Here is a 14,025-nt window from a genome sequence, read left to right on the forward strand (position 1 = left end):
CATCTTTGTGACCTTCACACCTTTTAATCCGGGCAAATCCATGGTAAAATTCATCGTACACGCAGCTCCTATCCTTTCTTTGTTTCTGGACAATTCAAGGATAATGGATAAAGGAGCCTGCGTGCATTTTTTTTGCCCTCTTTTGTGCAAAAACCCCAACATTTATTGTAGAGCCTTTATTTTCCCTAAACGTGCAAAAACGCGTGCTGATCGCACGCGTTTCCAGGATGCCGGCCAGAGGACTTGAACCCCCAACCTACTGATTACAAGTCAGTTGCTCTACCAATTGAGCTAGACCGGCGAAGTAATAAATGATGCTGATTCAGGTTCGTTGTCTCTTCCTCTTCTCGCTTTGACAACGATGTAAATGCGTCGAGACAAGTCGTAGCCTACTCGACGATGTTCCGCTCCTTGCTCTACCAATTGAGCTAGACCGGCGTAGTATAAATGATGTTGATTCAGGTTCGTTGTCTCTTCCTCTGTTCATACAAGAAGATTCAACGAAACACCGCTCCCTACCTTGATTGGTGAGATGAAACGGTTAAAAGATGGTGGCTCGGGACGGAATCGAACCGCCGACACATGGATTTTCAGTCCATTGCTCTACCGACTGAGCTACCGAGCCTTATAAAAGTGGCGGTCCGGACGGGACTCGAACCCGCGACCTCCTGCGTGACAGGCAGGCATTCTAACCAACTGAACTACCGGACCTTATGAAATTTGGTGACCCGTACGGGATTCGAACCCGTGTTACCGCCGTGAAAGGGCGGTGTCTTAACCACTTGACCAACGGGCCACCTTAAGATGGTGAGCCATGAAGGACTCGAACCTTCGACCCTCTGATTAAAAGTCAGATGCTCTACCAACTGAGCTAATGGCTCTCTTTGTTTGTTTTCATCGCTTGCTTGTCTTTCAGCGACAAGAATCATATTAACATAGGATTCAAAATCACGCAAGGACTTTTTATATTTTTAGCAAATGTTTTTTTCTTCTTGCCGTTTTGTCCTATCTAGGATATCGAAAATTGGCGGAGAACGCAAGGGGTTCTCCGTTCTCCGCACGAATTCATTTTAAAAGACTTACGCAAATACGCCACGAACGAGATTCGTTTGCTTCCGATCAGGGCCTACCGAAAAAATCGTTAACGGAATGCCAGTTAATTGGGAGACACGCTCAATGTAATGACGAGCATTTACAGGTAATTCATCGAGAGAGGTGACCCCTGTAATGTCTTCATCCCAGCCTGGTAGCTCTTCATAGACTGGTTCACATTCAGCGAGCACCTTCAAGCTAGCCGGGAATTCTTCAACCACTTCCCCGCGATATTTGTAGGCTGTACAAATTTTGAGTGTCTTGATGCCTGTAAGCACATCGATTGAGTTGAGGGATAGATCCGTAATCCCACTGACACGGCGGGCATGGCGAACGACCACACTGTCAAACCAGCCCACACGGCGCGGGCGGCCAGTCGTCGTACCATATTCATTTCCGACCTCACGAATTTGATCACCGATCTCATCATGAAGCTCTGTCGGGAACGGACCATCTCCAACACGTGTTGTATAGGCTTTCGATACACCGACAACGTGATGGATTTTCGATGGGCCAACACCTGATCCAATCGTAACCCCACCGGCAATCGGGTTAGAAGACGTAACGAATGGATACGTTCCTTGGTCAATATCAAGCATGACGCCTTGTGCTCCTTCAAATAACACGCGGCGGCCTTCGTCGAGAGCATCATTTAACACGACGGACGTATCGCACACGTAACGAGCGATTTGCTGACCATACTCATAATATTCATCTAAGATGTCTTCCTTGTTGAAACCACCTACTTCATAATATTTCTCAAATAGACGGTTTTTCTCAACTAAGTTACGCTCAAGCTTTTCCTCAAATACTTCTTTATCTAACAAATCGGCGATTCGAATCCCGATCCGGGCCGCCTTGTCCATATAAGCAGGGCCGATCCCTTTTTTCGTCGTCCCAATTTTATTGGCACCCTTCCGCTCTTCTTCTACGATGTCAAGCTTCAAATGATAAGGCAAAATGACGTGAGCGCGGTTGCTAATGCGCAAATTGCTCGTATCCACATTCCGCTCATGCAAGTAAGCAAGCTCCTCCACGAGGGCCTTAGGGTCAATCACCATCCCGTTTCCAATAACACAAACTTTATCGCTGTAAAAAATACCAGATGGAATGAGGTGCAGTTTGTATTTCTCACCATTGAACACAATCGTATGTCCTGCGTTGTTCCCACCTTGGTAACGAGCTACTACTTCCGCTTTCTCAGAGAGATAGTCTGTAATTTTTCCTTTTCCTTCATCTCCCCATTGGGTACCGACAACAACAACTGATGACATTCTCGTCCACCTCCGTCTCGGGCGTACAATCCGAGTCATTAATCAAAAATCCTCAAACAGTATATCAATTTAGGCAACAAACGTCAATCAAATCCGAACATTTGTAAGATATTGTCCTGAATTTGTTCGGTTCATATCGTGAGTACACTCGTTGTAGAATAAGCTTTAAACTTACATAAAAAAAGCTAACCCGTTCTAGGTTAGCTTGCTGGCGGCATGTCCCGTTCATCATGGTGCCGATCTAAGTTGACAAATTTATTGTATTCCTTGATAAAGGCTAGCTCTACCGTACCAACAGGGCCGTTCCGCTGCTTAGCGATAATAATTTCAATGATGTTCTGATTTTCTGTTTCTTTATCGTAGTAATCATCACGGTATAAAAAGGCGACAATGTCGGCATCCTGCTCGATCGATCCTGACTCACGAATGTCAGACATCATTGGCCGTTTATCTTGGCGAGATTCTACTCCGCGGGAAAGCTGAGACAATGCGATGACCGGTACTTCCAGTTCACGGGCAAGGCCTTTTAAAGAACGGGAAATTTCCGAGACTTCCTGCTGACGGTTTTCGCCTGAGCGTCCGTTCCCTTGGATCAGCTGCAAGTAATCGATCAAGATCATGCCAAGCCCTTTTTCCTGCTTCAGCCGGCGGCATTTGGCGCGAATTTCGTTCACTTTAATCCCCGGCGTATCGTCGATGTAAATGCCGGCACGGGCGAGGCTCCCCATCGCCATCGTCAGCTTTTGCCAATCTTCTTCCGTTAGGGCTCCCGTCCGCATTCGCTGAGCGTCAATGTTTCCCTCGGCGCAGAGCATCCGCTGCACGAGCTGACTGGCTCCCATCTCGAGACTAAAGATCGCTACATTTTCGTCCGTTTTCGTCGCCACATTCTGCGAAATGTTTAAGGCGAAGGCTGTTTTTCCGACCGACGGACGTGCAGCGACAATGATTAAATCGTTTCGCTGGAACCCTGCCGTCATCCGATCCAAATCTTTAAATCCAGTCGGAATCCCGGTAATTTCCCCTTTTTGGTTTTGCAGCATTTCGATTTTGTCATATGTCTCGACAAGGACGTCTTTAATCGAAATAAAGGCGCTCGAATTTTTCCGCTGTGCCACATCGAGAATCGTCTTTTCTGCGTCATCCAAGATCGCATCGACTTCCTCTTCACTGGCATAGCCTTCTTGGGCAATATTCGTTGCCACACGGATAAGGCGGCGCAGCAGCGACTTTTCCTCGACTATTTTGCTATAGTATTCCACATTCGCCGCTGTCGGCACAGCGTTGGCGAGATCCCCTAAGTACGCAACACCGCCCACATCGTCAAGGGCTTTCCGGTCTTGCAGTTCAGCGGTAACGGTCACTAAATCCACCGGCTCGCCTTTTTCCGCTAAGTCTAGCATCACTTGATAGATTCGTTGATGGGCTGCACGGTAAAAGTCCTCAGGTGCGAGCCGCTCCGAAGCGGTCACAAGTGCATGATCCTCTAAAAAAATCGCCCCAAGGACAGCCTGCTCGGCTTCTATGTTTTGCGGTGGGGTCCGATCAGCAAACAGATCGCTCATCCCATGTTCCTCCCTTCGATCACAAGACGCATGTCTTTCTATTGTACGTCATAAGAAACTCCTTACACAGGCCCAGTTTTTTCCGAGACAACGTAAGGAGTTTCAGCCGTTCACTCTATTCTTCAACGACGTGTACTTTGACAGTAGCCGTTACTTCAGGATGAATTTTTATCGGGACGTTTGTATAACCAAGAGAACGAATTGGGTCATTGAGTAAAATTTTTCGCTTATCGACCTTTTTCCCTTCACGGCTTAACGCTTCTGCAATTTGCTTTGTTGAAATAGCTCCGAATAATCGCCCACCTTCACCTGCTTTGGCCTTTAGCTCAAGGGTGAGCGCCTCTAATTCCGTTTGATATGCTTTTGCTTCTTGAAGCTCTTCTTCTTTTTTCTTTTCCTCGCTCTTTTTCTTCGCGTTCAAATTTTTCATATTGGCGCTTGTCGCTTCAACAGCAAGGCCATTTGGAATTAAGTAGTTGCGCGCATAGCCTTCAGAAACGTTTTTTACTTCTCCCTTTTTCCCTTTGCCTTTTACATCCTGCTGGAAAATGACTTTCATCTTAGCTTCCCCCTTCAAGATATTGATCGATTGCTTCTTTTAATTTCGCTTCCGCTTCCTTCAACGTGGCATCTTCAAATTGGGTCGCTGCATTCGTCAAATGGCCACCCCCATCTAACGATTCCATGATTAACTGGACATTCACATCGCCGAGGGAACGGGCCGATATACTAACGACACCATCATGCCGCCTCGAAATAACGAATGAGGCGACAACCCCTTTCATCGTTAACAACGTATCGGCTGCTTGAGCGATAAGCAGTTGGCTGACAGCCTCCTCTTCCCTTGCTGTTGCGATTGCCATACCGTCGCGATAAAGCTTCGCCGTTTCTACTAGTTTCGCACGCTTCACGTAATGATTCAAATCTTCCTTTAACAGCTTTTGGACGAGCACCGTATCCGCCCCGTGAGAGCGGAGAAACGAGGCTGCATCGAACGTTCTCGCGCCGGTGCGAATGGCAAAGCTCTTCGTGTCGACGATCATTCCAGCGAGCAACGCAGTCGATTCCAAAATGTCCATTTTCAGCTTTTTCGGTTGATATTCAAGTAATTCCGTCACGAGTTCTGCCGTGGACGAGGCATAAGGCTCCATGTAGACAAGAACAGGGTCCTCAATAAACTCTTCGCCCCGGCGATGGTGGTCCAATACGACAACACGCTCAACGTAATTGAGTAGCCTCGGTTCAATGACCATGGACGGTTTATGCGTATCCACCACGACAAGGAGCGTCTCTTCTGTCATCAGTTCTAAAGACTCTTCAGGGGTAATAAATTTATCCCATAATTGCTCGTTTTTCTCCACTTCCTCCATCAGCTTCGACACGTCCGGATTCACATCGTTCGGATCTAGCACGACAAACGCTTCCCGATCATTGACCTCAGCGATCTTCAAAATTCCGATCGCCGCACCGACTGCATCCATGTCCGGATTTTTATGGCCCATCACAATGACGCGATCACTTTCAAGGACAAAATCACGCAAAGCGTGGGAGATGACTCTTGCCCGTACGCGGGTACGCTTTTCCATCGCGTTCGATTTTCCACCATAAAATCGAACCTTTCCTGTCTTTTGCTTGATCGCCACTTGGTCACCACCGCGTCCGAGCGCCAAATCTAAGCTCGATTGGGCAAGCTGACCAAGCTCGCGCAACGATAAATCTCCGTAACCGACGCCGATGCTGAGCGTTAATGGAATTTTTTCTTTTCCCGTCGTTTCACGAATTTCATCTAGAATTCCGAACTTTGTTTTCTCGATCGCTAAAAGTGACCCGTAGCTCATCACCGCAATAAAGCGATCAGCTGCTGTTCGCCGCAAAAACAAATCATGTTCATTCGCCCATTGATTTAACGAGGAAGTGACTTGGCTCATCAAGCGACTGCGGACCTGATCCTCCATCCCTTGAGTCACTTCATCATAGTTATCAAGATAGATAAAGGTGAGAACCGGTTGACTCTCCTCAAACTGCTGGTGCATCCTTTCACTTTCTGTTATATCAAAAAAATAGATGAGCCGCTCATTTGGCTTAAACGTACAATCATATGTCTTTTCTTCGATGACGATTTTTTGCTCGTCCGTCCCCTCTTCAAGAGCACGAACAAGCTCTGGAGACAACTCCTCGAGAGATGCATCGATTTCAGCCTTCGGTAAGTGCTCAGCCGCATAGGGGTTTACCCACTGCACGCGAAGCTGATCATTGTACAAAATCATTCCGACCGGAAGCTGTGTAACCGCTTCTTCCCCTGCTTTATGAACCCGGTAGGAAAGGGTGGAAATGTATTGCTCCAAGTCACGTTCAAAGGAGATACGTGCCCGCAAGGAGAAGATTGCTATCACGAGTAACAGTAACACACCGATGACGCCCAGCTGCCACTGATAAAACGAAAGGGCGATTAAAAAGACAAGCGCGACAGCCAAAAGAGCGATCACGTGATAGCCATGCCACCTCTTCAATAAAAACTTTGGCATAATGTCAACTCCTACTTTCCTTGGCTCCCCATTCGTTTACGAAGATCGAAGCCTAAGTCGATAATCCCGATAATTCGCACAAGATAAAGCAACGGTGTCACAATAATGCAAAGGATCATAATAATGACCGGAACGGCCTTCGCCACCCCTTTAGTGTGGAAATAGGCAAAAATAACAGCAAAGCCTTGGATCGCCATGATGATCTCTAAAACCGGAAGTAGGTTCCATACGGCTATGTACGGCATGCTACCTTCTTCAAATCCGATCATAAATAACACGACCACAGCTAAATAGTAAAACAGGAATGACCTAGGAAACGACCACGTCCGAAATGGAGGTAAAGGCTTCACTTCATGGCGTAACCTTTTTAAAATCGGCGCAGCCACCAATTGTGTGACAGCTGCGAGCAATGTGCCACAAATGACCACCATTGCTGGCCCAAGATAAAAGAGCTGGTTAATGCTTTCTTCCATTTGTTTTAACGCTTCAGATGGCTCCTGTCCTAAGCTAATGATAAGCTGTTCCGCTGTTTGCATCGACTGGCGCATCGTCTCTTGTGCTGCTACGAGGGGATTTACATCCAAAATGACGATGCTGCTTATAAATAAGAGAAGCACCCACGCAATGTTGGACAAACTCCCGCCGAGCAAAACGGCAAATGGGCTTTTCTCCCGACGATAGAGCTCCCCCATAACAACGCCACTCGTGCCAAAAAGCAAGGCTAGGAGTAATAACAGCGGTCCTAGGATGAGCATAACGACAACGCTAGCCACAAGTAATACGATTACCGCCGGCTTTAGCCCATGGCGTAGCGTGTACAAGAGAAAAGGAATCGGTAAAAACCACATCGTAATAAATGCGATAAATGGTACGAAAAACGTAATGACAAATAAAACGGCAAATAGGGAGGCAAAAACCGCTCCCTCTGTTAATGGTCTTGTCTGATACACACTTTCACCTCTCTACAACCGAGCAAGCAAGAGGTCTTTTCAGAAGGATGTACATGACACCACTTCCATCTAGCTGCTACTAGGTGCGGGACTTTTTTAGAATTTCCCATATCCTTGTCTATTTTAGCGTAATTGCTTCAAAAATTAAAGGTAAGGGCAAAAAAGGAGGCGAAAGCCCCTTCCCGATGATCCATCCCTCGACTTGACATTCGAATCGGCCATCTCATTCCAAATGCTGTTAATAGGATCGTCTTCTTGCCCCATATGTATGAAAGAAAATAGTCGCTAATGAATGTCTAAAGCTATCTGTACATTTTTTTCTAAAATACTGATCTCTATAACAAAATGGCTCAAATGTTGTCAGATTATCTACCAGAACCATTGCATCTATTACCAAAAGATTGTATTCTTGCCTTTGAAAAAAATTTGTATAATGTTTTAGAGGAGAATTGATGTTATTATTTGAATATTACTTCTATTACTATTTTCCTTGGGGGAGGGAGACAAATGGGAGAAAAGCTTAATGAAATCATCGGAAGCATTAGTAGTTTCGTTTGGGGACCACCGCTTCTCATCCTGCTAGTAGGTACTGGGATTTATTTAACTTTTCGTCTTTCGTTTTTACAATTTTCTACTTTGCCGTATGCGTTAAAGCTGGCGTTTAGCCGTAAGCAAGATAAGAAATCAGAGGGAGACATTTCCCACTTTCAATCGTTAATGACGGCCTTGGCAGCAACGGTTGGAACAGGGAACATCGCCGGGGTCGCAACGGCTGTCGTTCTTGGGGGGCCAGGGGCTGTCTTTTGGATGTGGCTATCGGCTCTATTCGGAATGGCGACAAAATACGCCGAGGCGATTCTAGCGGTCAAATACCGTGACAAAGACAAGAGAGGCCAAATGGCTGGTGGGCCAATGTATTATTTGGAAAAAGGCTTAGGTATGCGCTGGCTCGGGATCGTATTCGCTGTCTTTGCAGCGGTTGCTGCGTTTGGGATCGGGAACATGGTTCAATCGAACTCCGTCGCCGCCGTCATTGAATCGAACTGGAACATTAGTCCATGGATTACTGGAATCATTCTTGCGATTCTTACAGGTTTGGTCATCCTCGGAGGCATCCGTGGGATCGGTCGTACCGTGTCGTTTATCGTCCCGGTTATGGCGCTATTTTATGTCGGGGCAGGACTTGTTATCATTTTAGGGAATCTTTCGTTAGTGCCAAACGCTGTCGGCTTAATCTTTTCCGATGCCTTTACAGGACAGGCAATGGCTGGTGGGGCAATCGGTGTAGTCATTCAGTACGGGGTGGCTCGCGGGGTATTCTCGAACGAAGCCGGTCTCGGTTCTGCGCCTATCGCTGCCGCAGCGGCGAAGACAGACTACCCAGGGCGTCAAGCGCTCGTGTCGATGACCCAGGTTTTCATTGATACGATTGTGATTTGTTCGATTACTGGAATTGCACTTGTGATGGGGAACCTGTACATGAACGGGGAAAATGGAGCGGCACTCACGTCAACAACATTTGAACATTTCCTAGGGCCTGCAGGGGCCGTCATTGTCGCGATCGGTTTAATTTTCTTTGCCTACTCGACGATTTTAGGCTGGTCGTACTACGGAGATCGCTGTATCTATTACTTGTTTAAATCACAAACGGCGATCTTGGTTTACCGCGTCGTATTCGTATTGGCCGTCGCGTTAGGTGCAGGGGCAAGTTTAGACCTCGTCTGGGGCGTCGCCGATATCATGAACGGCTTAATGGCGGTGCCGAACTTAATTGGCCTCCTCGGCCTCTCAGGTGTCGTAGTCGCTGAGACTCATCGCTTCTTAAAGCAAATGAAAGCAGAAAAACAAGGGACCGCCAAACAGACCGACGACATTAGTCACAATGGCTAACAACGAGTGCAAGCAGCCCACGTCATACACCAATGACCTTTGGGCTGTTTTTTATGATCTCTTCTATTACTTGGTGAGCCGAGCTTTACTTCATGATGTTTGATAAGGGAGGTTCTAGGAAAATACTGACGTTTATTGATCCATATCTTTTACAGCTTTATATCGTTCCATTTGTTGTGATTTCAGTGGGCGTATTGGCCGCGATTGTTACGAAGAAAGTACGTATAGCACCTGTGGTGACACTCGTGTTGAACGCTCTTTATGAATTCACTAAGCATCAACTTTTCTATTCAGAGTCTCCATTCCAGTTCACCTCTTGGAACCTCATTTTCCCTACTTTCTCGCTATTCATTACTTCGTTTATTTTTCTAGTAAAAAAGGCAAATGGTGGGCACCATCGTAAATGAAAGAAGGAGCGAATCATAGTCGCCCCTTCCTTTCCTTCATGATTATTCGTCCTTCATTCGCAACAGTCGTAATCCGTTTAGTGTGACGAGCAGTGTCGCTCCCATGTCGGCTAAGATGGCGATCCATAATGTGAGCCAGCCCGGCGCAACTAGGAGCAAGGCGACAAGTTTTATTCCGAGAGAAAAAGCAATATTTTCTTTTATTATTAGCAATGCTTTTCGGCTAAGGCGGATTAAAAACGGTAGCTTCCGTAAGTCGTCTCCCATTAAAGCCACATCGGCTGTTTCAAGGGCTGTATCGGTGCCCGCTCCTCCCATCGCCACACCGACAGAAGAGGCGGCTAGCGCTGGTGCATCGTTCACTCCGTCCCCAATCATGGCCACACGGCCGTGCTCCTCCTTCAAGCCCTTCACAAAGCCGAGCTTATCTTCAGGTAAAAGCTCTGCCTCTACTTCCGCTACACCGACTTGCTTTCCAATGGCGCGTGCCGTCATGCGGTTATCTCCTGTGAGCATGACCGTCTTCGTAATGCCAAGCGCATGAAGACGCTCCACAGCCGTACGGCTCACCTCTCTCACTTCATCAGCGACAGCGAGTAAGGCGAGAACCTTTTGCTCCGCTCCGATAAGCATGACCGTTTTACCAGCTGCTTGCAAGCGAGCTACATCCGCTTCAATAGCTGGAGGTAACTCGCCAAACAAAGCAGGCTTTCCTACGTTAATAGCGATTCCATTCACTGTGCCGGCAATCCCTTTTCCTGTAATTGAAGAAAACTCGGAAACCTCCATGTCTGTATAAGAAAGCTGTTCGTCGTCTGCTTTTTTCATGACCGCCGCTGCAAGAGGGTGCTGCGAGCGGTATTCTAAAGCGGCAACAGCTGCTAACAGCTCACGTCCATCCGTGTCAGCATCGTATACTTGATAATCGGTGACAGCAGGTTTCCCTTTTGTTAATGTCCCGGTTTTATCGAAGGCAACGGCACGCAGTCTTGCCGCCTCTTCTAAGTAGATGCCCCCCTTCACGAGAATGCCGTGACGCGCTGCATTCCCAATGGCCGTCACAATCGACACAGGGGTAGAAATGACGAGAGCGCACGGGCAGCCGACGACGAGCACAGCTAGCCCTTGGTAAATCCACGTTTCCCAGCTCGCGGCAAAGAAAAGGGGCGGTACTGTCGCCACGAGAGCAGCAATCACCATAATCGCCGGTGTGTAATATTTTGCAAACGTATCGACAAACGCTTGAGATGGAGCACGCTCTCCTTGCGCCTCCTCCACTAAGTGGATGATTTTCGCAAGCGTTGTATCCTCGACCCGTTTCGTAACCTCTACCTCTAAAAAGCCTTCTTCGTTTAACGTCCCTGCAAACACATCGTCTCCGACCATTTTTTCCACAGGTACGGATTCTCCTGTAATCGCCGCCTCGTTCATCGAGGAGCGACCAGAGCGGACAATCCCATCCATGGCAAGCTTTTGCCCTGGTTTAATGAGCATGATGTCCCCTACTTCGATCGCTTCCACCGGAATCACCAGCTCTTCCCCGTTACGGCGAACCAGCGCTTCTTTCGGCGCCATATCGACAAGGGAGCGGATGGATTGGCGCGCCCGATCCATAGAAAATCGCTCTAACGCTTCACTAATTGCGAAAAGGATCACAACGACAGCCCCCTCCAGCCATTCGCCAATTAGCGCCGCCCCAATAACAGCCACCGTCATTAACGTCTTCATGTCAAAGCGAAGCCGTATGAGGTTATAGAAACCTGCCTTAAATAATGAGTACCCGCCAATAACAATCGATGAGGCAAATAAAGAGACAGTCCACAGATGCCCTTCTCCATTCATAAAATACGAGACCACACCTACTAGCAACAAGAGGGCAGAAACGATCACGTGGCCGTATACTTTCCAAAACGGCTCCTTCGTCTCTATCGCCTTTTCGTTTTCAGGACGAACCTTTAAATGTTCAAACGCCCCTGCACGTTCCAAGTCTTCCACTGTGGCATCACCGTAAACAGTAAGCTTTGAGGCCCCGAAGTTCACTTGGGCTTCGACGACCCCATGTAAATCCTTTACATTTTTCTCAAATGTATTGGCACAATTAGCGCAAGAAAACCCTTGAACGCGGTAGGTTGTTTTCTTCACTTCAACGGTCGCTTGGTCAGCCATTCCCTTTCCCTTCTTTCCCATGGACAACAGCCATGCTTAAAATGGTGCGAACGTGATCATCATCTAAAGAATAAAAGACAAGCTTGCCTTCCTTCCGCCGTTTCGCGATCCCGAGGTTACGTAAATGCCGCAAATGGTGCGATGCTGTTGCCGTTGTCGCGCCAATAATATGAGCGACATCACAAACGCAAAGCTCCTCTTGCTGCAAGAGAGCGTAGGCAATCTTCACACGTGTCTCATCAGCAAGCGCCTTAAACATGTCGGCAATCTTGGCAAAATTTTCTCCTTTCATCGCTTCTGACACGAGCTGTACCTTCTCTTTGTCGTATAAAAAAACATCACATGTATCAAGTTCATCCACTTGTTTTGGTTGTTTCGTCATCGAGTTCACCTCTTATTCAAATGCTCGTTTGACTATTAGTCTATGCAAAAGTTGCCAGAATGTCAATCATATAATCAAATAAACATTTGAATATTAAGTGAGAGATTGCTAAGATACCATCTTCATGGGAAAAACCGCATCGCCTAGGCAATGCGGTTAGCTTTCCTTCGCTTGGAACAATTCCTTTAGCTGCCTTTTCTTTTTCTTTGATACGAGGACATATAAAATATCATCCGCTTGGATCGTCGTTTTACCATATGGCGTAATGAGCTGTTCGTCGCGAATAATCGCATTGACGAGCACATCCTTCGGCAAGTTGATTTCCTCCAAAGTTTTTCCGATTACGGGGGTATCCTGTTTCATCTCAAGCTCCACAATTTCAGCGTTCGCCTTCCCGATCGACACAAGCTCAAGGGAATGCAAAGGGGTCGTTTTTTGTGGCCCCGTTAGCTGCAGTTTATTGGCAAAATGGGCGATAGTAGAACCTTGGATAAGGGCTGAGGTGAGGACGACGAAAAACACGACATTGAAAAACAACGGACTGTTTTCGAGGCCTGCTGTCATCGGAAAGGTCGCTAATACAATTGGAACCGCACCACGCAAGCCAGCCCAAGACAGAAAGAGCTTTTCTTTCCAATCGAACCTCATCTTAATGGTTGTGAGGAACACGGCAACCGGCCGAGCCACAAGCATTAAAATGAGGGAAAGAAGGATACCTTTAATAAAGATGGATGCTTCAAACAGTTGATTCGGAAAAACAAGGAGTCCGAGAATGATGAACATGAGCATTTGCATCATCCACGCAAACCCTTCGTTAAAGCGGAAAATCGAATGTCGATACGTCAAGTCTTGGTTGCCGATCACAAGAGCGGCTACGTAAACCGCGAGCAGCCCACTCGCTCCAATCATCGCGGTCACACTGTACGTGAGCAAGGCAAACGCAAGAGCAAACACAGGATAAAGTCCACTGGAATCAAGGTTAATTTTATTAATCGAGTAAGACCCTAGCTTGCCAAGTCCGAATCCAAGAATGAGCCCTGCCCCCATTTGCCATAGGAAGGAGCCGAATAAGTGGAGCGGGTTCATGGAACCGATCGTAATCAATTCAATAAGGGAGAGGGTTAAAAAGACGGCCATTGGATCGTTCGTCCCTGACTCTGCCTCTAATGTGGCGGCGAGACGGTCTTTAATGTTTTGTTCCTTTAATACAGCAAAAACCGCTGCCGCATCGGTTGACCCAACAATCGCCCCGAATAAATACGCCTCAAGCCAGCTTACGCCAAGGACGTACTTCGCCGCAACCGCCACCAATGTGGAAGTGATCAAAACACCGAACGTGGCAAGGGAGAGCGATGGCACCGCTACCGATTGGACCGTTTTCCATTTCGTCTGTAACCCTCCTTCAAACAAAATGATGACAAGGGCGAAGATCCCGATGAGTTGGGCATAATGTGCTTGACTATAATCAAAATGAATGAGGCCTAGCCCGTCGCTACCAACAAGCATACCGACGAGAATAAACAAGACGAGAGCGGGCACACCTAATCGAGTGGAGAACTTAGCTGTGATGACACCGACAATGAACAAGAGCCCTGCCAGAAGGATGATCGTATCTGTGTGAAAGTCCATAAGATTCCTCCTCTCTCTTTAATAGACTCTCGGCATTCGCCGAGCTTTGTGGTTCAAGGATTTTCCTCAAACCAATTTATTTCATCCCTCCTATTTTAGGTGGGATTTTTTAATGTTCATTTTTTAAAACTGGAAATTAATTATC

At 47.2% G+C, this 14,025-nt stretch carries 10 protein-coding genes and 5 tRNA genes; 2 read left to right on the top strand and 13 right to left on the bottom strand.

Annotated elements, in window-relative coordinates; genetic code table 11:
* On the top strand, positions 1–247 hold a 247-nt coding region (locus tag E2L07_RS21055), incomplete at its 5' end, for a hypothetical protein (RefSeq protein ID WP_208402084.1).
* On the opposite strand, the gene E2L07_RS16685 is transcribed toward E2L07_RS21055, so the two are convergent.
* The 10 genes from E2L07_RS16685 to E2L07_RS16730 form a co-directional block, all read right to left on the bottom strand.
* Positions 229–301 (bottom strand) — tRNA-Thr (locus E2L07_RS16685). The genes E2L07_RS21055 and E2L07_RS16685 overlap by 19 nt on opposite strands.
* Positions 302–549: 248 nt before the next feature.
* A tRNA-Phe gene (locus E2L07_RS16690) sits at positions 550–625 on the bottom strand.
* A gap of 9 nt (positions 626–634) precedes the next feature.
* Positions 635–711, bottom strand: a tRNA-Asp gene (locus E2L07_RS16695).
* 10 nt (positions 712–721) lie between these two features.
* Positions 722–796: transfer RNA gene (locus E2L07_RS16700), tRNA-Glu, on the bottom strand.
* A 9-nt stretch (positions 797–805) separates the two neighbouring features.
* Positions 806–881, bottom strand: a tRNA-Lys gene (locus E2L07_RS16705).
* Positions 882–1,079: 198 nt separating this feature from the next.
* The gene (locus tag E2L07_RS16710) at positions 1,080–2,366 is read right to left on the bottom strand and encodes an adenylosuccinate synthase (protein ID WP_010900152.1); all 1,287 of its coding nucleotides are present in this window, start codon (positions 2,364–2,366) and stop codon (positions 1,080–1,082) included.
* Positions 2,367–2,566: 200 nt separating this feature from the next.
* Entirely contained in the window at positions 2,567–3,931 is a 1,365-nt protein-coding gene (gene dnaB / locus E2L07_RS16715; protein ID WP_010900153.1) for a replicative DNA helicase, read from the bottom strand.
* A 115-nt stretch (positions 3,932–4,046) separates the two neighbouring features.
* The gene (rplI, locus tag E2L07_RS16720; protein WP_053432371.1) at positions 4,047–4,490 is read right to left on the bottom strand and encodes a 50S ribosomal protein L9; all 444 of its coding nucleotides are present in this window, start codon (positions 4,488–4,490) and stop codon (positions 4,047–4,049) included.
* Between the two features lies 1 nt (position 4,491).
* On the bottom strand, positions 4,492–6,456 hold the full coding sequence (locus tag E2L07_RS16725) for a DHH family phosphoesterase (RefSeq protein WP_053432370.1): 1,965 nt from the start codon (positions 6,454–6,456) through the stop codon (positions 4,492–4,494).
* Positions 6,457–6,467: 11 nt separating this feature from the next.
* Positions 6,468–7,406: a YybS family protein gene (locus E2L07_RS16730; RefSeq protein WP_134230119.1), complete on the bottom strand. Its 939-nt coding sequence runs from the start codon at positions 7,404–7,406 to the stop codon at positions 6,468–6,470.
* A gap of 507 nt (positions 7,407–7,913) precedes the next feature.
* Between E2L07_RS16730 and E2L07_RS16735 the strand changes: the two genes are divergently transcribed.
* The gene (locus tag E2L07_RS16735) at positions 7,914–9,296 is read left to right on the top strand and encodes an alanine/glycine:cation symporter family protein (protein ID WP_134230120.1); all 1,383 of its coding nucleotides are present in this window, start codon (positions 7,914–7,916) and stop codon (positions 9,294–9,296) included.
* Between the two features lie 449 nt (positions 9,297–9,745).
* On the opposite strand, the gene E2L07_RS16740 is transcribed toward E2L07_RS16735, so the two are convergent.
* From E2L07_RS16740 to E2L07_RS16750, 3 genes are all read right to left on the bottom strand, one after another.
* Positions 9,746–11,869, bottom strand: a complete 2,124-nt coding sequence (locus E2L07_RS16740; RefSeq protein WP_134230121.1) for a heavy metal translocating P-type ATPase — start codon at positions 11,867–11,869, stop codon at positions 9,746–9,748.
* Positions 11,862–12,230 (bottom strand): ArsR/SmtB family transcription factor, encoded by a 369-nt coding sequence (locus tag E2L07_RS16745; RefSeq protein WP_134230124.1) that lies wholly within the window; start codon positions 12,228–12,230, stop codon positions 11,862–11,864. Before E2L07_RS16745 ends, E2L07_RS16740 begins: the two co-directional genes overlap by 8 nt.
* 177 nt (positions 12,231–12,407) lie before the next feature.
* Positions 12,408–13,880, bottom strand: a complete 1,473-nt coding sequence (locus tag E2L07_RS16750; RefSeq protein WP_134230122.1) for a potassium/proton antiporter — start codon at positions 13,878–13,880, stop codon at positions 12,408–12,410.
* Between the last annotated feature and the right edge of the window lie 145 nt (positions 13,881–14,025).

It is taken from the genome of Halalkalibacterium halodurans, from assembly GCF_004376175.1.
In the GTDB taxonomy this organism is placed as follows: domain Bacteria; phylum Bacillota; class Bacilli; order Bacillales; family Bacillaceae_D; genus Halalkalibacterium; species Halalkalibacterium halodurans.